This is a genomic window from Nostoc sp. NZL, from assembly GCF_015714705.1.
Lineage (GTDB): Bacteria > Cyanobacteriota > Cyanobacteriia > Cyanobacteriales > Nostocaceae > Nostoc > Nostoc foliaceum_A.
On the sequence record NZ_WBKL01000107.1, the window covers coordinates 17612 to 39055 of the forward strand.

A 21444-nucleotide genomic window follows, 5' to 3' on the forward strand; every position below is an offset into this window, starting at 1 on the left:
CATTGGGAATTGGTTATTAATTCTTCTCCCCCTGCCTCCTTCATTGCCATCGAGAAATTTCCAAACGAACTGCCGCGTTTGTTCCTAAGACTTTTTGCCCACGTTCAGGTAGGGGAACATATGCAACATATATACCTGAACTGGATTCTGAAGTGGGATTTAAGTTTGTTACTGGCTCTTTCTCATCGGAATTCCAACTGTATTTAGCGTCATATGTGCCATCTGTTGCGGCAACATCAGTAATTAGATAGTCAGACCACAGGGGTACTTGGTCGAGATGACTGTCACGCAACCAATTCGTCTCTTGTTTTGTGAAGGAATGCAGTGCTAAACGCAGGGCATATCTACAGACGTTATCATCACTGGCTGAGTTTTTTGGGATTAAAAAGGCTGTAAACAAGGGTATAGGTTTATCTGTTCTTGTTAACTCTTGTGTGATTGGGCAATAATGAGCGATCGCTTGCTCATATATAGGGATAGGAAGACCACGCAAAGCAACCCTAGTTTCAAGTTGATAAAAATTCTTGTCCAGGTTTTTCAACTGGACATTGCTTAGAGACAGTTTCACCTGAATATCACCAAACAGAAAGCGTTGCAGGTTTTGATAACCTTCTTCCGAGTTCAATATGCCATAACGCCCACCATGAGAGCGATGAATATAGGCACGATGAGATCCGGTGATGTAAGCTTTATCAATCTGAACTAGACCATCACTTTTCACCCCCACAGTCGTGCGTGAAAGACCAAAAGCTTCTTCATAATCATGTGCATTAGTGCCAATTAGAGAAAAAACGCGGTTTGGCGAAAATGCATTTTCTAGGCTTTGTAGTTTTTCTAGCTTAAAGTCATTGGGTAACTTAGCTGTTGGCTTGATATAAGGTGTTAAATACTGATACATCCTCTGGGGACCAAAGTCATCAGAATTATTTAATTGAAACCTGTCCCTCAATTCTTCAAGTAAACCACTCCCGACCTCAAAATAAATGCCACCATGAGGTGTGGCGTAGGTAAATAATTTATCAATGTGATTGACAGCTTGTTCGCGTTGTTCTGGATATATCTTTTGAATCAAGCTGCGACAAACAAGGCCTCCCATCGAGTGGGCGACAAGATAGACTTTGCCTGCACCTGTAGTTTTTTTGACAGTTTGGATTAGGTCTCTTAAACCCTTGGCTATTTCCTCCATCTCCTGCCTGACTTCGGTCTTAGAACCAAAACTGCGTGTAGTTATATCATAAAATCGGTAGATCCAAATAGTTTTATGAAGTTGATTAGACAATCTCTTAATTTGATTACTTATATTCTGATTGTCAACAATCGGTTGATAACCATGATCGGTCATTAGCCGCAGCAATGGACTTTCGAAAAAAAACTTCTGGGGATTTTCTTTCTCATCTACTCGAATATGGGTTGAACCACTATTGAATCCATAAAACGGATCATTGACCGTTTGTTCAACATCTTTTTGTGTACCTGCATATCCACGAACGAAAATGATTGGTAAATACTGCATAAATATATCCTCGCTATTTAAAAATATTTTTGCTCGTTCCCAAATTTAACCTGGGAACGAGTACTTGCAATGCATGAACATCTAGACAACTTGTCTTAGAAAGTTTTCACGAATTCAATTAGGGCTTTCTTGTCTTCATCTGGCAGATTTGAGCCAAAATAATGACCCTCATCTTCAACGAAGTCAGGAGATTTGTTAGCTCTTAAAAGCACGCGTGCCAACTTACCCTTAATTCCATCCTTGGGTTTTAAGTCCTGAAAAAGGTTGCCGATATTAAGAGATGTAATCGCCTCTCTAATATTGATACTTGCCAGCAAATTCACAGGCGTACCTTTAGGAATAGGAATCCTAAATCTAGGATTCGGATCTCCTGGGGGAAGCTCTAATTTGGTATCTTTAGTTGTCCTGCTAATAATTCCTTCACGCTTTTCAGGCCACAACAGCTTTTCCATAGCATCCGTATAGGCTTCTACACGCCCTTTCACTGAAGGATCTTCGTTGTAAAGTCCTAGTGTATTATTGTGCAGAAGTGGTGCTGTTGCCCAAATACTAACTAGCGAAGGTGTACGGTAATATCCCAAACCGCCGTCTGGGATCTTAAATTCGATGGGTTTTTTCTCATCGAAAGGGTTGTACAGAGTCAATGTTCCTGGTGATGGCAGTTCTTTGTAGGTCTTCGACGAGAACTGATCCCAAATATGCCCCTTAGTGGCATTTGTCCCCAGCGATCGCGCCGCATTAGTGCCAATTAGTGTCACCGGATAACGCTGGTCATCAGACAAGAAGTTGTGGTCTAAAAAATTACTACTGAGTACAGACTCTTCATACCATTTCTGAGCCTGTTCGGGGTCAACAGCGATCGCAGCAGGTGGCTTTTTGCTGGAATGGCAACCAGCACAAGTGCTAGCAAAAACCAGCTTGCCACGTTTGAGAACTTCTTCATCTTTAGTCAAGAACTCTTCACCACCTGGTGCATCTTTCAGATGCATCGGCTTGATGGTTTTCAAGAATGCTTCTGCATCAGCCATACGTGCTTCTGTTTGTCTCCACCCTTCGCACTCCTTCCGCGCCTTTTCGATATCAAAAGGTTTTTGGGGAGTTCTGCCTAATAAAGGCTCATGGAGAGTTGTCCAGTAATCGCCACACATCCCAATGTTGACGTAGACGCGTAGTGAGGCATTTGCCACTCCTGTAGAGTCCGCGCCATCTTTGAGAATATGATTAACATCCTGAGTTGAACCATCGTTCATTACCTCTGGATATGTGGGGCGATCGCCTAAATTAAAAATGGCATTGATCGCATTCGGATTATTGATGTGATCGTTACCAATCCGAGAAGTATCAGAGGTACCCGGTCTCTGAGAGTCAAGTACTTGCTTAACAAAACTATTGTCCCTAACGCTGGATGCAAATAATTTGTTTTCTTTGATGTACTGATTACCCAATGCTGCTACGAGGTTTTCCCATTTCGGATGTTCCTTGTCTTTCGGTGGGTTGAGAGGATCTAATGCTACGTGACAGATGGCGCATGACTGCCCAATCACGTAGGGAGGCTCAACTTGTGAGGTTTTGGCATATTCAACAGGGTTCCATTTTGCCGAGTCGAAGTTGGGGTTTTGGAACTTACGCAACCCAATAACGCCGGTTGAAAGTGGGTCTTTACACTTATCTAGCCACAAACCGTATTCATCTGGTGTTGTTGCTTTTTCACATCCAGGATCGTTAATTGCGCCATAGCGTTGGAATCGCTCGTCATGCACACGCGAGTCAATCAGCTTTAGTAGGTCAACACCGCCATGCGTTCGCTTCGCTAAATCACGATAGTACTTGGCGTTACCGCCAGTCCATAAGTACCAGGTGCAACGACCCCGTTTCTCGGCATCTGTCAAATTCTCCGTTGTGTATTCTGGGAGATAACCGATACCTTCACAATTATCAAGGTATTCAGATACACCCGTATCCGAATAACTAGTACTTAGGGCCGCAGGTGTATCGCTATACTCGTCAGCTAGAGCTGTAGGCGTTCCATAAAAGCCGCAGACTATAAATATAGTCACGAATAGGAGGAGCAGACAGCCCTTAAAAATTAGACTTGTCTTTTTCATAAAACTCTCTTAAACCTTTTTCACTGCACCTCAGGTTTACAGAGGTACACTAATGCTCCATCATTGATTTCCCATTTTCCGGATTTAGCCTTGGGATACTTTTGATGATTTAAAATGTACCTGACTGAGGTTCGTTATATATGAAGTTACTACACAAATTTGCAAAACGTCATCAATAAAGTTTTATACATTTCTAAATCAAAAATTTAAAAAATTGTAAACTAACAATGGTGTTGAATAACCAATTTGCTATGGTTATATCGATTCCCTGCATAGTTGGTTAAGTTTGTAACAAATTGTTAGAAGCTACTTTTAAGATTGCCTTAACCTTTTAAGAGAAATAAAAGGCGAAAATTTTCACTTTTTTTAAGATTTTGTTGGTTAATGCTGTAGGTTTACAAACGGCAAAAGACTTTATATAACTGTAAAAACCAATAAGGATAAACATCCATGCTGAAACTTGGTAGCCAAATCTAAGTAACAAAAACTTAATATTTGGCGTTCGCATCCGAAAACCTGCACTGTGGATTTGTAGACATAAACAATTACCCTTCTAGAGACATTAAAAATAGCAGTCCTCTGGAGAGGTTATTAGTGCTAGGAAAAATTCTCATACCTAATTAATTTTATTGCCGATACAACAAAATAAAGACAGAGGAACACATGGAAAGTGATATTATCTTCGAGCCATTGAAATTCCGTAACCTCACAGTCAAAAATCGGATTTTTCGCTCTAGTATTTCTGGAAGATGGGATAACTATGATGGTTCAGGTACCCAAGCCCGAATCAACTGGGAAGAAAAGTTTGCTCGTGGTGATGTAGGGGCTATTATTAGCTCCTTTGTCCCAGTCACTATCCGAGGACGAATTATGCCTAATTACGCCACCATTGACTGTGATGAGCGTATTCCTTTCTGGCGAAAACTAGGCAAAAAAGTCCACGAATATGACTGTAAATTTATCTTGCAATTAAGTCATTCTGGGCGACAGCAGGACATTGGCGGTATAGAAAACTTAGGAAAAAAAGCGTTAAGTTCTACCAGCCAAACTGAACCATTCCACGGCTTTTTGTGTCAAGCAATGACACTAGCAGAAATTAAAGAAACAATTCAATACTTTGCCGATGGTGCTAGACGTGCCCGTGAAGCAGGTTTAGATGGAGTAGAATTGCACAGTGCAAATGGATATCTTTTTAACCAATTTCTCAGTTCTGGAATCAACGACCGTCAAGATGAATACGGTGGTTCGTTAGAGAATCGAGCGCGGTTTTTGCTAGATGTAATTAAAGCAATCCGTAAAGAAGTAGGCAACGACTTTCATTTGCAATTCAAAATTAGTGCCGTTGACTATAACAACGCCGTCACCTTTTGGGAAAAACCAGGTAATACCATAGAAGATTCCATCCAAGTTTGTAAATGGGCAGAAGAAGCTGGGGCTGATGGGGTGCATGTATCAACTGGGAGCTTATTTCCTCACCCACTCAATCCTATTGGTGATTTTAATTTTGATATTATTTCTAAAACTTATGATGCTATGTTGTCGAGTGGCGTTGAAACCACACGCAACTACATTTTATTTCGCAAATCATTTTTACACCCACTTTTCAATTGTTTATGGAACCGCGTGAAAAAGCAATTGCCTCCCCAGGCATTTAGTGGTGATGATATAAAAGACCTGAAAATCAAGCAGTTACTGGCAGAGAACCAAGGCAGAAACTTGCTAGATTCCAGAGAAATTAAAAAACACGTTAATATTCCCGTATTATGCACAGGTGGTTTACAGCAGGCTTCTTATATTCGTCAAGCAATTAATGATAAATATTGCGATGGCGTCACAATGGCTCGTACCCTCATTGCTAACAATGACTTAGTTAAATCTTTTAAAGAAGGTAAAGACCTTGCAGATAAACCGTGTACTTATTGTAATAAATGTCTGCTGAATGTAATTGAAAACCCCTTAGGTTGTTACGAGCAGGATCGTTTCAATAGCTATGAAGAAATGATGGAAGAAGTAATGTCAGTCTTTCATCCAACTCAGTTTGCAAATTCATCTAAATAAAAAACGATGGGTATCAGATTGACAATTTCGCTTACAGATAATTTCGGCAATATAGGGAGTGTTTTATGACTGAACAAACTAACCCTACCCTACTTTCTATCCCACTCAAGGGAATAAAGAGCATCTTCAAGCGGATTTGGGTTGTGATTGTGGGCGTTGTAGCAGTAGCAGTCTTTTTATTGTGGCCTGTTTTATCTAACTCTCCAGTAGATTATGCTGATATTGAAAACCACTTTAAATATGGTTCAATCGGCAGCGAACCCATCAATGGCATCCCTTACTGGATTTGGAAAGTTTTACCAGAGTTATTTCCAGATAAATTACCTGGAAAAGGTTATACTTTTCTGGGATTTATCAAAGAACCTGACAAAGATTTACCTATAGGTTTTTCGCAACGGAGAGTCTTTATTGATCGAGTTGGGTTGAATTGTGCTGTATGTCATACAGGGACGCTACGAGATACCCCCAATAGCGAACATCAAGTCATCACCACGATGCCTGCTAATGTGCTTAATTTGCAGGGATATATCAAATTCTTATCAGCAGTTGGTGTGGATGAACGCTTTACTGCTAATCGGATGTTGCCAGAAATAGAAAAAATTAGTGGTGGTCTAAATCCCGTTGAAAAATTACTCTATCGCTTCATTGCAATTCCTCAAACTAGAGATGCGCTAATTAATCAGGCATCTCGGCTTAAGTTTGTTGAAGAACAACCAGATTGGGGGCCAGGAAGAGTAGATACTTTTAATCCTTATAAAGCAATTCAATTCCATTTTCCAATGGATAAATTGCGTCAGGATGAACTGATTGGTACTTCTGATTTCCCCTCAGTTTGGAACCAAAAACCGCGCGAGGGATTGCAATTACATTGGGATGGTAATAATACTTCCGTTGATGAACGTAATAAGAGTGCGGCTTTGGGCACCGGAGTCACACCCACAACAATTGATTTACCTCGGATTCAGCGAGTTGCCGATTGGCTTTGGGAACTACCACCACCAAAATATCCCTACGAAGTTAACGAAACTATGGCAGCGAAGGGAGAACAGCTTTTTGAAAGTAATTGCGCTAGTTGTCATGCTTTTGGTGGCGCTTATACAGGCAAAGTTGTACCAATTCAAGCAATTGGGACAGACCCCCATCGTCTCGATTCATATACCTACGAAACGATGTCTAACCAAAATACGCTGTATACAGGCTATCCGTGGCGCTTTAAGAATTTCCGCAAGACGAATGGTTATGCAAATATGCCTCTTGATGGTGTTTGGTTACGTGGCCCTTATCTGCACAATGGCTCAGTCCCCACCTTACGGGATTTGCTAGAAACACCAGAAAATAGACCTAAAGAATTCTATCGTGGCTACGACGTGATCGATAGAGAAAAAGTTGGCTTTGTGTCTGATGTAGGTGGAGAAAACGGTAAAAAATACTTTAAGTTCGATACAACAAAGGCTGGAAATAGTAACAGTGGCCACTTATACGGCACTGATCTTCCCACAGAAGATAAAGATGCACTAGTTGAGTATATGAAGAAGCTTTAAAAGGAGAAAAATGAATACTTACGCTAAATGGTTTAGTCGCATTACTTGGCTCGGCATTATTGTTAATATGTTTTTTGTCATTCCCTCTTGCTTCTTTCCAGAGCTAATGCTGACGTTCCTCCACATGCAGATACCTGTACCCATTATCTGGGTTCGTGCTGCGGGAATGCTGTTATTTATTATTAGTGCATTTTATGTCCCTGGAGCAATTGATCCATATCGATATCAGGCAACAGCATGGATATCAATATTTCCTTCAAGAGCTTTTGGCTCAACGTTTTTTATTTGTGCAGTGTTTTTATTTGGTCAAGATAAAGGCTTTTTATCCATTGCCTTTGTAGACCTGTTTTTTGGATTAGCCGAATTAATTTTTCTGACACTAGCAATGCGTAATCAAAACGCCATTGCTACAACTCCAGTAAAGCAATTTTCCTAATTTTATCTCTAGCCTAGTGTGGGTATATTGCCTGCACTACAAACAGATTCTTCTGCAAAGGAGCAAGAGAGTGCCATGACAATACTCAAAGATAAAATAGGTAGGGTAATCACAAGCATTGTTTTAGTTGTGATCCTTTTAGTTGGTGTAGTTGGGTATGTGGGATGGTATAACCTTTTTCGAGAGGTTCCCACTTATTATGAATCCCCTGAAGAACACTTTAAATATGGTTCTATTGGCACAGAAGAAGCACAAGGTGTTCCCTATTGGATTTGGATGGTACTACCACGAATATTCCCTGATAAGTTACCAGGCCCAGGTGGTTATACTTCCTTGGGAATCACATGGGAAGAGGGTAAAGAAATGCCAGTTGGCTTTACAAAAAAAACCATCGGCTTCCCTCGTGTCGGTATAACTTGCGCTGTTTGCCATACCGCCACCTATAGAAAAACAGAGAAAGATAAACCCACAATTGTCGCCGCAGCCCCTGCTAATAAGTTTGATTCCCAAGGCTATTTACGATTTTTGAGTGCAAGTGCTGGTGATTCCAGATTTACGGCAGATTATATCCTTGATGAAATCAAATATAACTATCGGCTTTCTTGGTTGGAAAATTTACTTTATCGCTATGTGCTAATTCCTCAAACTAAGAAAGCGCTGCTGCAACAAAAAGAAGACTATAGTTGGACAGATTCCCGCCCTAACTGGGGTCCTGGTCGAATTGACCCTTTTAACCCGGTTAAATTCAATACTTTAAAGTTGCCCAAAGATAACACTATCGGCAACTCTGATATGATGCCTCTTTGGAATCAAAAGATGCACAAAGGGTTTGCTCTCCATTGGGATGGTTTAGAAACTTCACTAACAGAAACTGTTCAAACTGGAGCAATTGGTGACGGTGCTACCAAAAAATCACTTCCTGTAGCTGATTTACAGCGGGTAGAAGATTTTATTCAAGAATTACCACCTCCCAAATATCCATTTGCTATTGATGAGCAAGTGGCTACAAAAGGAAGCCAAATTTTTGCTAATAGTTGTGCATCTTGTCACGCTTTTGGTGGGGAAAGAACAGGTACTGTCATCCCTGTGGAAGAAGTGGGAACTGACCGCCATCGGTTAGATATGTGGACACAGGAAGGAGCAGATACTTACAATCATTTTGGTGATGGCTACCCTTGGGATTTTAAAAACTTACGAAAAACTAATGGGTATGTATCTGTTTCCCTAGATGGTTTGTGGTTAAGAGCGCCATATTTACATAATGGTTCAGTCCCATCTCTACAAGATTTGTTAGAAAAACCAGAAAATCGTCCTCAGGTTTTCTATCGAGGATATGATGTCTACGACCCGAAAAAAGTTGGCTTTATTACTGAGGGAGATGAAGCCAAGGCTGTAGGTTTTAAATACGATACAACCGTAACTGCTAATTCCAATCAAGGGCATGTTTATGGAACTGATTTATCTGGTGAAGATAAAAAATCCTTGATTGAATATCTAAAAACATTGTAATTAAACTAGTGACTAAATCAGAAGAAAATGATTTAGCAACTTTGTGATGTTAATGATTTACTACCAAATCATAAATACCTGAATTGGAGATAATTATGAAACCCTACTTACCGCAGAACGATCCAAATAGTAGTTATCGAACAAGTTCGCTGGATAAAAATCGAGAAGAGTACAATTTTAATTATGATTATCTGGCTCCTATACCAGTAATTGATAAAGTGCCTCACAAGGAAATATTTTCAGCGGAATATACTGCTAAACGCTTGGCAAGTATGGCAACTTTGGTACCAAATATGTTGGCTGCCAAAGCCAGAAACTTCCTAGATCCGCTGGATGAATTGGAAGAATATGAAGACCTTTTGCCACTACTATCAAAACCCGATGTCATAAATAATTACAAAACAGACTCGTGTTTTGCTGAACAACGACTCTCTGGAGCAAACCCATTAGCTATCCGAAGAATTGATGTATTGCCTGATAATTTTGCTGTAACAGATTACCATTTTCAGAAGGTTGCAGGTACAGAATTTACTTTGGAAAAGGCACTCAAGGAAGGTAAGCTGTATTTCTTAGATTACCCTTTGCTCTCTGATATTCAAGGTGGTGTCTACAATAATGTTAAAAAGTACCTTCCCAAACCGCAGGCTCTATTTTACTGGCAAAGTAATGATAGTCATAATGGTGGTTCTCTAGTGCCTGTTGCTATCCAGATTAATCATGACTCTGGCATAAATAGCCTGATTTATACACCAGATGACCCCCATTTAGATTGGTTTTTGGCAAAAACCTGCGTCCAAATTGCTGATGGCAACCATCAAGAATTGGGTAGTCATTTTGCCTATACCCATGCAGTTATGGCTCCGTTTGCAATTGTAACTGCGCGACAATTAGCAGAAAACCATCCCATCGCGTTATTGTTAAAACCCCACTTCCGTTTCATGCTATTTGATAACGATTTGGGACGCACTCAGTTTTTACAGCCTGGTGGACCGGTTGATGAGTTTATGGCAGGTTCATTGGCAGAGTCTGTTGGATTTGTGGCGAAGGCTTATGAAGAATGGAGTGTAGAAAAGTTTACCTTTCCTCGGTTAATAAAAAGTCGTCAAACAGATGACCCAGCAATTTTACCGCACTTTCCTTTCCGGGACGATGGCATATTAATCTGGAATGCCGTCGAAAAGTTTGTGGCTGAATACTTGCAACTCTATTACAAAACTTCACAGGATCTCAGTGATGACTATGAATTGCAAAATTGGGCTAGGGAATTAGTGGCGCAAGATGGTGGTAGAGTCAAGGGAATGCCAGGCAAGATTGAGACTCTAGAACAACTGATTGAAATCATTAGTGTAGTAGTTTTCACTTGCGCTCCTCTACACTCGGCTTTGAATTTTTCTCAGTACGAATATATGGCTTTCGTACCCAATATGCCCTATGCAGCCTACCACCCAATTCCAGAAACTAAAGGTGTGAACTTGGAAACTATCTTGAAGATACTTCCTCCCTTTAAACAAGCTGCCGATCAGGTGATGTGGACTGAGATTTTAACATCGTTCCATTATGACAAATTAGGTTTTTACGATGAGGAGTTTGCTGATCCATTGGCGCAGGAAATTGTGGTGCAATTCCAACATAATTTGCATGAAATAGAACGGCAGATAGACATCAGAAATCAAACTCGTCCCATACCTTATAACTACCTCAAGCCTTCGCAAATTATTAACAGCATCAATACTTAAGTCAGTTTACCGAAAAAGAGGAATCACAATGTCAAATCAGCAAGTAACCGTCACCGCTCGACTAAAAGTGAAGCCGGGTTTGGAGGATAAATTCAAGCAGGAATTCCAACCCGTAATAGCTCTTACCCTTACAGAAAAAGGTTGTATTAATTACGATTTGCACCAATCTGTTGAAGATCCATCTTTGTTTATGTTGCATGAAAACTGGGTTAGCCAAGAAATTTTAGCTCAACACCTAGAGCAGCCGTATATTAAAGCTTTGGGGGAAAAATCAGGACAATTTTTGGTTGAACCACCTGATGTCAGGTTATGGCAGCAGATTGTGAACAATTCTTAGCTGGTGATAATAATGACATCAAGGGTGTTATTGTATGGTGCAACTGGCTATGCTGGAAAACTGATTGCTACATCAGCTAAAAATAACGGACTGGAATTAATTTTGGCTGGACGCAATCAAAGTTTACTGGCAGCAGTAGCCAATGAATTAAGTTTGGACTTTCGGGTTTTTGGCTTAGATGATCAGCAGGCGATCGCTCGCTCTCTTGAGGATATAATTGCTGTCATCAACTGCTCCGGCCCTTTTTCCAAAACCTCAAAGCCACTTGTCGATGCCTGTCTCCAAACTAAAACTCATTATTTAGACATCGCTGGCGAAGTACCTGAATTTCAGGCGCTACAGGCACGAGATGCTGAGGCTAAAAGTGCAGGGATAATGCTTCTCCCTGGTGTGGGATTTGGGGTTGTCCCTACTGATTGTGTAGCTGCTTATCTCAAAGATAAGTTAGCGATGGCAACACGACTGATTTTAGTCTATGAAACAGTAGGGGGTGTATCTCAAGGAACGGCAAATACTGTACTGCCAACTTTACATCACATGGGGGTAGTCCGAGAAGCAGGTAAGCTCATCCCATCTCGACCAGCATGGAAAAAGCGTAAAATTGATTTTGGTTATGGGCCCGTAACAGCAGTAACAAACCCTTGGCGTGCTGATATTATCACTGCGTTCCAGACTACGGGTATCCCAAATATCGAAGTTTATACCGTATTTCCTAATCCTGTACGCTTCCTGATGGAGTCGAGCCAGTATTTGGGATGGTTCTTTAACTCGTCTTTATTCCAAAGTGCTTTAGCAAGTCTAATTAAAACTCTACCCACTGGGCCAACGGCAGCAGAACGAGCGAAGGGTCAAGTTAGAGTAATTGGTTTTGCTGATGATGAAACTGGTCAACAAGTAACTGCAAAGCTCTTAGGGCCAGAAGCATACGATTTTACGGCATTGGCGGCTGTAGCAGTTATCAAACGGGTAATTAAAGGCGAAGTTAAGGTAGGTTTCCAAACTCCTGCATCTGTATATGGGGCAGATTTTGTCCTTGAAATTCCGGGAGTTATCGGGTTCGACTAAAATTAGGACTGACGCAAAACTAATACCAATTCAATTGATGATTGCAACACATCCTTGGGTAAAGACGGGATGAATCGCGTCTCTACAAATGGTCTATGTGTTGCATTCTTTTTTCAAATTGGAACTATACGCGCTCTGAGGCAATTCATGAATTGCCCCTACCTGGAAATAATTCTTTTTGCCTATTGTTTGCGTTAGCCCTGTAAAGATATACCAGGAAACTGGGTTTTTAGGTTTGATATCTTCTTCAGTGAGATTGATTCTGCAAAACATCCTCAAGCATAGACGCTAATTCTTTATTTAACCGACCAGACCTGACAAATTCTGCATAAGTATCTGCCTCAATTGCCAACAGTTCTCCTCGGAACTGTTCAGTTGTAAAACTCTGAAGATTGGGATATTCACCCTGTAATTTGTCAATTTCTATCCGTAAATCTGCAAGTTCGCCTTTGATTAGTGTCTCTTGATAACGGCGAAATTCTGGGTCAATACCGGGGCGTTGGTCTGCCTGGAGATGTTCTAGAACGCGTTCTAAAGCTACATGACGGGCAACGAATTCTAAATATTGCTCACGCAAGGGTGCATCACCTAGCAAATTGAGTTTTTCCAGCAAAGGTTTGATGGTCAATCCCTGAACAAGTAGAGTAAATAAAACTACTCCAAATACCGTAGCAATGATTTTTTCTCGCTCTGGAAGTATCGTCGAGACACTCAATGCCAGGGCAATGGAGACGGAACCGCGTAACCCACCCCACCAGAGGATAGTTTGTTCTGGTAAAGAAATGTCCGATTTGGTGATGCTAGTACTCAATTTGCTGAGAATATAAATACCAACTGCGCGCATCAAAATCATTGCTCCTACTGTCACCATTATGATTTGTAGGTTTTCGCCTAAACTAGCAAAGCGTATTTGGTCGCCAATTAGCAAGAAGACAATGGAGTTGACAAAGAACGCCAGAAATTCCCAAAATTCGGAAACAATAACCCGGGTGCGGGGATTCATGCCGATACGAGAGCCAAAGTTGCCTAAAATTAAACCTGTGGTGACAACTCCAATTACCCCAGAACCGCCTAAATCTTCAATGATCAGGTAAGTGCCGTAGGCGGAAACTAGAGTTAAGGATTGTTCTACCAAGGGCAAATCGAAGCGCTGGGTGAGGTAGGAAATACCAAACCCGATGAAAGCTCCCACCCCTACACCGATGCCAACAACTGTAAATAACTGCAATAAAATTGGCTGGAATTCAAATTCCACAGTTCCCAAAGATAAGGCCACCAAAAAACCAAAGGCAACTACAGCCATGCCATCATTGAACAAGCTTTCGCCTTCCATTAAGGTGGTAAGACGGCTATCTACGCCGAGTTGACGGAACAAAGCGGTGACAGAAACAGGGTCAGTGGCAGATAGGCTGGCTGCAATGAGTAAAGCTGTAGTTAGGGAAATACCAACGAGTTGATTGAGAGCGATCGCTACTCCTGCGATCGCAATTACCACCCCGAACACCGCATACAAGCAAATTGGCACTAAATCCCGCTTCAGTTCTGACCATTTCAAATTCCATGCGGCTTCAAATAGCAGCGGTGGTAAAAAAATGAACAAAATTAATTCGGGGGAAAGGGTTACTAAACGGACATCGACTAACGCCAAACCTAACCCGACAATCACCAGTAGCAAGGTGTAAGGTATATGGCGAAACCAGCTAAATATCTGCGGTAGTGTCGCCACACCTAGAGACACCGAAAGTACTAGCAAAAACTGCTTGAGATTGTTTGTAATGACTTCTTCAGCGATCGCTGATTCAAGCACCATAAGAAAATTCCTGGTATAATTTTGCCTTTATCCTCATCTGACTATTTTCAGATGACACCAGATCAATGTAAGACTTTAAATTAGCAAAGAATGAAGATTTGACAGTTAACCGAGTATTTAGGAGGAAGGTCTTGGGTAATAACATTCGAGACCGCTTTAAAAATTTCCGCCGCCGGGGTTCGCAGCCGGAACAACTCCAACAGCTACAAACAGACTTGCTGGCAGAATCAACCCTAGACTCAGCTTACATAATTTTGATTATTAGTTCCTGTGCGATCGCTACTTTAGGTTTATTGTCCAACAGTGCGGCCGTGATTATTGGCGCGATGATTATTGCCCCTCTGATGTTGCCGATTCGCGGTTTAGCTTTTGGTGCTTTGCAAGCAGATATTACCCTGTTCCGCAAGGGAATAATTGCTGTAGCAGTGGGCACGATCTTAGCGGTGGCGATCGCCTTTAGTCTGGGTTGGCTAGTGGGTTTGCCAAGATATGGTAGCGAGATTCTGGCTCGTTCGAGACCAACATTGTTAGATTTGGGGATTGCGGTAGCGGCTGGTGGTATCAGTGGCTACGCGAAAGTTGAGACAAAAATCTCTGCTAGTTTAGCAGGAACTGCGATCGCTGTTGCTCTTATGCCCCCCATCTGTGTGATTGGCTTAGGCTTGGCGCAAGGAAACTGGTCACTCAGTTTCGGAGCAACCCTACTTTATCTCACCAACTTGTTAGGTATTGCCCTCTCCTGTATGGTGACATTCTTAGTAGCGGGTTACACTTCAATGGCGCGGGCGCGTCAACCCCTAATTTGGACTATGGCTTTGACAACTATCCTGCTAATTCCCTTGGGAGTCAGCTTTGCCCGACTTGTAAGACAAGCGCAACTAGAAACCAGCTTACGACGGGCATTATTGAATCGAACTGTCACCTTTGGGCGATTGCAGTTGCTTAACAGTAATACCAACTGGTTGACAAATCCCCCAGAAGTCCGTTTGAGCGTCCGAGCAAGAGAACCTGTCACACCTCGGCAAGTAGAGTTATTAGAAGAATTTATTGAGCGAGAGATGGGGCAAACATTTACTCTAATTTTTGAAGTTGGTCAAGTGGAAGAAATCCGACGTTCCGAACCCACACCCTGAAGTTGCTAATGTAGCATCAGTAAAGTCAAGATAACTTTTAAGAACGTAATAGTGGATGTAACTCAATTAGTCAAAGTTTCAATTATTCTCTTGCTCCTTGCTACAGGTGTAGCTCTACTATCCCGGCGGTTACGAATCCCTTATGTTACAGGTTTAGTATTAGCAGGTTTGCCAATCACTGAGTTATTGTCTCGGCCGATTGGTTTAAATCCAACCCTTGTTTTGAATCTTTTCCTGCCAATTCTTATCTTTGAAGCTGGTATTAATACAGATGTCAGCCGCCTACGCAGCACCTTTAAACCAATTGCCCTGCTTGCTGGGCCAGGGGCTGTGCTTTCTGGAGCTATTATTGCCGCCCTGTTGAAATTTGGGCTGGGGCTGAGTTGGATACCTGCCTTATTTGTAGGAGTAATTCTGGCAAACACTGATACTGTTTCCATGATTGCCGTTTTTAAGGAAATACCAGTACCCTCTCGGCTTTCCACCATCGTTGAAGGAGAAACCCTATTTAACGATGCTGCTGCCTTAGTTTCCTTCAACCTGATTTTGCAAGTATATTCAACAGGCTCACTCACATTTATAGAGGGAATCCAACAACTGCTATTTATCTCTCTAGGAGGCTGCCTTGTGGGGTTAGTCTTGGGCTACTTGAGTATACCCATATTTGCTCGTTTGGATGATGCTCTTGGCAGCCTTTTACTGACAGTCGCAGTTGCATTAGGAACTTTTCAGGTTGGGCAATTTCTCGGTGTATCGGGTGCTGTAGCCGTAGTTGTAGCAGGACTAATTTTCGGGAATTTAGGGCTTTCTCGCAATACTTCTGCTTCTAGTCGCATCACCTTGTTGAGTTTCTGGGAATATGCCAGTTTTACCGTCAACACCTTTATTTTTCTGCTAATTGGTGTAGAAATAGACCTAGTAACGCTCTGGAAAACTTTACCTGCAATTCTATTTGCAGTTTTGGCTTATCAAATCGGGCGAGTTCTTACAGTCTATCCTTTGCTAGCAGGGATTCGTTGGATTGACCGCCCAATTCCACTACGCTGGCAACATTTACTCTTTTTAGGCAACATCAAAGGTTCACTCTCAATGGCTCTGGCATTGAGCTTACCCACTACATTACCAGGGCGAGAAGTCCTGATCGCTTTAGTTTTCGGTAGTGTGCTGGTGTCGTTAGTTGGACAGGGTTTAAGTTTGCCTTGGGTGGTAAAACGCTTAAAATTATCTAAATTTTCAGAAGCTCAACAACAGGTTGAAGAATTGCAAGCCCAGTTGATGACTGGTAAGGCAGCGCAAGATGAATTAGATAGCTTGTTGAAATCAGGGGTGTTACCAAAAGCCGTTTATGAAGAGATGCGTTCAGCTTATCAGGTACGAATTGCCGGTGCAGAAAAGACACTGCGGGAACTTTATAATCGTCGTCCTGATGAGTTGGAAGGCAAAAGTGGCAACAGCACTAAACTTGATGCCATTCGCCGCCGTTTACTGCTGGCAGAAAAAGGAGCGCTCAATGAAGCAATGCGGAAGCGAATTCTCTCAGAAGAAATTGTGCGCGGACGGATACAAACTCTTGATGAACAATTGCTGAAGTTAGAAGATGATTAAAATAATTCGTAATTCGTAATTCGTAATTCGTAATTCGTAATTACGGATTAGGGATTGTTTTAATTACCCTACCAGGACTGATGAAAGAAATTCCCTGTTGAAAGTCAGTACCAATCATGACTGCCTCCACTATAGGTTCGGATATTTCTGTTTGGGATACCCACTCTACAATAAAGTTTGCTCCTAAACCTCCGCTGGTGTCATTTCTATTTACAAAAAAAGCTGTAGAAGCTAGTGCATCAAGTTGAATAGGACGTTCCAAATACTGTTTAACTAATTTCCCATCTGAGTTATGGTAGCGCACAGAAGTAATAATAATAGGATTGGTTAAGTCTGTATTCCGAATACTGAGCGTAACTGCTAACTCGAAAATCTCCTGGCGATTGTGATGATAAATATGTGAATAAACAGGAACATAAACAGTTTGACTGCTTGCTATCTTAAAATTCTTATCCAGTGTCACTATTTTTTGAGATGGAGTTGCTTGAATGGCATCGGGTTGTGACTTAGGTGGAATATTTATTGATTTACAAGATGCAAGAATAATAACAGCGATCGCTAAATAAAGATGTGGATACTGCTTCATCAAAACTATTTACGCCAATTGTTTATATATGTGTAACTAACCACACCTAATAAAGTGTTTAGATAGAAACTGCGCTCAACATCTTTGTTCAATAAAATCAATGACTTGATGTAAACATCCTGGTTTAGTCACAATTAGCACAGTTGAATGAGGTTCAAGTATTGTACTGCCGTTAGGAATCATCAAATCTTCGTGGGGATGGGGTTGATAGCCAATAATTAGCGAACCACTAGGAAATCGAGAATCCTGAGCAATTTCGGCAACGCTACGACCAGCAACATAGCAATTGTTTGGGATGGAAAGTTTCAGAACCTCAATCTGTCCCTGCTCAAAATGCATCATTGATTCTACTTGCGGATACTCAATGGCATTCACCATTGTGGAAACTGATAATTCAACAGTACTGATAATGTGGTTAGCTCCAGCTATACGTAGCGGTTCGGCAAAATCGGGGTGGCGCATCCGGCTCAAAATATGGGGGACACCGTAGTGTTTAGCAAGAGTTACCATTGCCAAGTTTAAGGCATCACTTCTGAGAACAGCTGCCAAGGAGCCGGCTTTGCGAATCCCAGCTTCTAACAATACTTCTGTACTCACAGCACTGCCTTCAAAAGCCATTGCTCCCACTTGTTCACGGGCGTAGCGGCAAGCGGTAGGGTCAATGTCAATTACGGCAACAGTATGTCCTAGTTCTACTAGTTTCTGCGCTAAACTTAAGCCCACTAAACCGGCTCCACCTATGAGTACGTACATGGATGTTCCTAATATTCTTTGAATTTTTACTTCACTTTATACGTTAACAAAATAGTCATTAGTGATTGAGCATTTGTTATGAATTCTGCTCCCTTGGCTTGCCCTGCTTCTACAGCAATTGGATGTTTTTTAATTTTAAATGTCTTAGCAACAATAGAAATAAACAAAATTATATGAGCGGAGGTATTTTCAATTGTAATTTTTAAACTGGTATTTTTCGAGCAACTCTTTAACTTGAGCGGCGACCAAAGGATGTGGATCTTTTTGCAACTGGGGGAGGATTTGCAGGAGAACGCGATGTGAAACCATATGCAAGTATGCGATCGCAGCTTCCCTAACAAAGCCTGTTGGATGACGCAAACTCACTAAAATCTCGGAACTTGTCAGCCGGATGCGAGTCACTTGAGCAAAATGAAAACAGCAAGCTAAACACCAGTCAGAAAGGAAGTTACCCAACATCAGCAATCTGTGGAGGCGATCGCTAACTATCATATTCTCATATTCTACGATCTTGGCTTCTACAAGATGTTGCAATTTTTCTGGCTGCGGTCGGTTATCTAAAATATTCAGCAATAAAGACTTTGAAGACAAAGTTACGGTATGCTCTAAGATTTCTAACCCCCGCGCTAAGTTTACCACTGAGAGCGATCGCAGATTAAATGCAGCTGCCTGCATCTTTTCTGGTGAGTAAAGCAGTTTCAATAGCAGTAGCAGCCGCTCTTTGACATCCAATTCTAATTCTAAAAGGGCACGTTGCAATAACTCAGAGACGATCACAATTCTCTCACTAGATTGATGATTTTCTTTTTCGTCTAGTGTTTTGAAGTCAATATATGCGGCATAAATCTCGCCTAAAAACTTTAATTCCTGCCCAATTAAATTTTCTACCCGACTTTCATAAAATCGATCCACTAAACCTGTAATTCCTGGTTGTTTATGTATTTTTAGTAAGCTGCGAAGAATATGATCCCTAGTAGTACCCCAAGATGTTTCTAGGTTTTCCCATAAAGTCTCCAATGCTTCCTGGGTGCCAATTTGAGCAATGGTACGCCACGCGTACATCCGCACTACTTCTGGTTTGTAAGTATTGGTAGCCAACCGCAGTAGCATTTCTACAGCTTCATTCTCCAATTTTACTAGGGCTGACATTGCTGTACTGCGGGTTGATTTGTAATAAAGTGCTGCAATCAGTGCGGAATAGTACTCTTCTAAATGGGTTGCTGCAATCATTTCCAATACGGCACAGCGCACCCGTAAAGACTCATCTTGTAATAAATTCGGGATGTGAATCCGCAACGCCTGCAAATAAACTGCTTCTCTGAGTGCTCTGACTCCATTTACCCGTTCCCGTTCTTGCTTATGAGTTAGCATCCGGCGCATAGTTTGGGTAGCTGCAACTTTTTGCATAGGCGTTCCTTGGCGTAAGACTAAAGCGGCGGCGGTAGCGCGGATGAGTGAGTTTTGCCGGGGGTTCAGGTATCCTTCTAGCAGGCTTAAGTTGGGATTTGGTTCAGCCAGCCAAGTGTAGCGCAGCGCTAAGGCAAAAACTTCGGGGTTAGTTTCTTGGGATTCTTCTAACAAAGGACGGATGGCGGGTAGATAAGCAGGATTTACACCTCCTATCAGCATTACTTCCAAACTTTGGCGCTGCAAATCTGGGGTTAACTTGACTAGTAGAGGTGCTAAAACTTCTGCCGCTCCTTGAGAGTCAATTTGGGCTAAAAGTTCAATACAAGAACGTTTATCAGCCTCGCTGCCTTTTTCTGCTAAAGCTTTGACTACTCCTTGCTTGAAGAATTTTAAGCCTACATTGGTTGCACTCAGGTGACCTCGTGCCACACTTAAGACTAACAGTTCAACATAACGCGATCGCAATTCCCAAACTACTTTTAAACAGGTGCCAGCTATCAGCATTGTTTCTGCTACTAACACCCACTTTTGCAGTGGTACAGGTACAAACCGCCCACAAAACAATAGAGTTGCAAAAATTAACGCTCCTGTCAAACCTGTAGCGATCGCTTCGGCGGTTCCGCCTGATAAAGTCTGCATCCGGCTACGAATTGCTTCTGGAATCGGTTGGTACAAGATGGGGCCACTACTCATGACAAAGGTGTAGCGCAGCAGTTCATCGAAAAATTTGACAATTATCAGACCCCAGAAAAAGCTTTGCGATTGGATGGCGGGAATTAAATGGAAGAATACCAGCACACCTGGTAGTAAAAAGCCTACGGTGATTGGTAAAAGTGTAGCTGTGAAAAATACCCCCATCCGTTCGATGAGTCGGCTGGAAATAAACCACTGCAACAACAACTCACACAGTCCCAACATTCCACCAAAAAGACCTAAGAAGCTAGCGAGTTCTCGGTCGCCCAAATTGGATTGGAGTTCGCGCAGATACTGAAAATCTATTAACAACCCAATGACTTGCAACAAACCCACAAAGGCAAACAATTGCCAAACATAGCGCTTCAGCGGACTTTTAATGAAACGCTGTCGTGAAGCTTGTTCTTCAGGAATTAGTCTTTGTGGGGTTTCAGGAAAAGCTGCTCGATAGTGATGAGTTAAATAGAATAGAATCCCCGACCCTAATAAAATCACTATACAAGCGATGAGGATGATCTTATTTAGCGAGGCGTATTGCACTAGCCAAGGCAAACTAAAGCCACTGATCACATCCGCTACCAAAAGTCCACTACTCACCAGTGGGTAAGTGCGCTTAATCTCCCGAATGTTAAATAGTTGGTTGGCGACGATGGAGGTGTTGAGGTCATTGACCACATAAAGGGCATCGACCCATAGCCGCAGCAGAAATACTGAAATAACTGCTAGGTAGGAAAAATGCGATCCCCAACGTAAGAAAACTAATAAAACCAATGGCATCAACATGCAAGGTGCGATCGCCACAATCACCCGGCGTAAGGGAAAAATCTTTTGTAGCCAAGAGTATAAAAAAACCAGTCCTGCACTCATAATGGCACTGGCAATATACATCCACGGCAGTAGGTTTGTCCCGTATTCATCCAAAAACAGCGCCACCGTACTGTCCTCTGCCCACCGCAATCCTACAGATACAGTTGTGTAAAAAATAAACATTAACTGAGTTCGTTCGCTCTCCTCTGGCCGGAGATTCACCCACTGTAGTAGTCGTGTTAGAGCACCTTTATTTGCAGCCAACCAGTGATTTTTCAGTTCCATGCAGTTTTAGTTTCTGGTAGTATCACCGCGTAATTGGGAGCGGGGGGCAGGGAGAGCAGGGG

15 protein-coding genes are annotated in these 21444 nt (G+C 41.9%); 9 read left to right on the plus strand and 6 right to left on the minus strand.

The genetic code is table 11. From position 1 onward, the window contains the following. Positions 1–40 precede the first annotated feature (40 nt). Complete coding sequence (locus F8R90_RS15145; protein WP_196511419.1) at positions 41–1513, minus strand: alpha/beta fold hydrolase; 1473 nt, start codon at positions 1511–1513, stop codon at positions 41–43. Between the two features lie 95 nt (positions 1514–1608). Next, positions 1609–3618, minus strand: coding sequence for a hypothetical protein (locus tag F8R90_RS15150; protein ID WP_196511420.1), 2010 nt, complete (start codon positions 3616–3618; stop codon positions 1609–1611). A gap of 663 nt (positions 3619–4281) precedes the next feature. Here F8R90_RS15150 and F8R90_RS15155 point away from each other — a divergent pair. The 7 genes from F8R90_RS15155 to F8R90_RS15185 all read left to right on the plus strand — a co-directional run bounded on the left by F8R90_RS15155 (position 4282) and on the right by F8R90_RS15185 (position 12300). Further along, positions 4282–5676, plus strand: coding sequence for an NADH:flavin oxidoreductase (locus F8R90_RS15155; RefSeq protein ID WP_196511421.1), 1395 nt, complete (start codon positions 4282–4284; stop codon positions 5674–5676). A 65-nt stretch (positions 5677–5741) separates the two neighbouring features. Further along, entirely contained in the window at positions 5742–7217 is a 1476-nt protein-coding gene (locus F8R90_RS15160) for a c-type cytochrome (protein WP_196511422.1), read from the plus strand. 10 nt (positions 7218–7227) lie between these two features. Then, the gene (locus tag F8R90_RS15165) at positions 7228–7653 is read left to right on the plus strand and encodes a hypothetical protein (RefSeq protein ID WP_196511423.1); all 426 of its coding nucleotides are present in this window, start codon (positions 7228–7230) and stop codon (positions 7651–7653) included. Between the two features lie 75 nt (positions 7654–7728). Beyond that, positions 7729–9162, plus strand: coding sequence for a cytochrome c (locus tag F8R90_RS15170; protein ID WP_196511424.1), 1434 nt, complete (start codon positions 7729–7731; stop codon positions 9160–9162). Between the two features lie 95 nt (positions 9163–9257). Next, complete coding sequence (locus F8R90_RS15175) at positions 9258–10898, plus strand: lipoxygenase family protein (protein ID WP_196511425.1); 1641 nt, start codon at positions 9258–9260, stop codon at positions 10896–10898. A gap of 28 nt (positions 10899–10926) precedes the next feature. Beyond that, complete coding sequence (locus F8R90_RS15180) at positions 10927–11235, plus strand: putative quinol monooxygenase (protein WP_196511426.1); 309 nt, start codon at positions 10927–10929, stop codon at positions 11233–11235. A gap of 12 nt (positions 11236–11247) precedes the next feature. Beyond that, positions 11248–12300, plus strand: coding sequence for a saccharopine dehydrogenase family protein (locus tag F8R90_RS15185; RefSeq protein ID WP_196511427.1), 1053 nt, complete (start codon positions 11248–11250; stop codon positions 12298–12300). A gap of 247 nt (positions 12301–12547) precedes the next feature. On the opposite strand, the gene F8R90_RS15190 is transcribed toward F8R90_RS15185, so the two are convergent. Continuing rightward, positions 12548–14110 (minus strand): cation:proton antiporter, encoded by a 1563-nt coding sequence (locus F8R90_RS15190; protein ID WP_196511428.1) that lies wholly within the window; start codon positions 14108–14110, stop codon positions 12548–12550. 131 nt (positions 14111–14241) lie between these two features. Here F8R90_RS15190 and F8R90_RS15195 point away from each other — a divergent pair, with 131 nt between their 5' ends. Together F8R90_RS15195 and F8R90_RS15200 are read left to right on the plus strand one after the other, a co-directional pair. Next, the gene (locus tag F8R90_RS15195; protein ID WP_196511429.1) at positions 14242–15243 is read left to right on the plus strand and encodes a DUF389 domain-containing protein; all 1002 of its coding nucleotides are present in this window, start codon (positions 14242–14244) and stop codon (positions 15241–15243) included. Between the two features lie 51 nt (positions 15244–15294). After that, positions 15295–16848 (plus strand): cation:proton antiporter, encoded by a 1554-nt coding sequence (locus F8R90_RS15200; RefSeq protein WP_196511430.1) that lies wholly within the window; start codon positions 15295–15297, stop codon positions 16846–16848. A gap of 40 nt (positions 16849–16888) precedes the next feature. Here F8R90_RS15200 and F8R90_RS15205 read toward each other — a convergent pair whose 3' ends face one another. The 3 genes from F8R90_RS15205 to F8R90_RS15215 all read right to left on the minus strand — a co-directional run bounded on the left by F8R90_RS15205 (position 16889) and on the right by F8R90_RS15215 (position 21382). Further along, positions 16889–17434, minus strand: coding sequence for a DUF3124 domain-containing protein (locus F8R90_RS15205; protein WP_196511431.1), 546 nt, complete (start codon positions 17432–17434; stop codon positions 16889–16891). Positions 17435–17509: 75 nt separating this feature from the next. Beyond that, entirely contained in the window at positions 17510–18187 is a 678-nt protein-coding gene (locus F8R90_RS15210) for a potassium channel family protein (protein WP_190895408.1), read from the minus strand. Between the two features lie 189 nt (positions 18188–18376). After that, the gene (locus F8R90_RS15215; RefSeq protein ID WP_196511432.1) at positions 18377–21382 is read right to left on the minus strand and encodes an MFS transporter; all 3006 of its coding nucleotides are present in this window, start codon (positions 21380–21382) and stop codon (positions 18377–18379) included. Positions 21383–21444 lie beyond the last annotated feature (62 nt).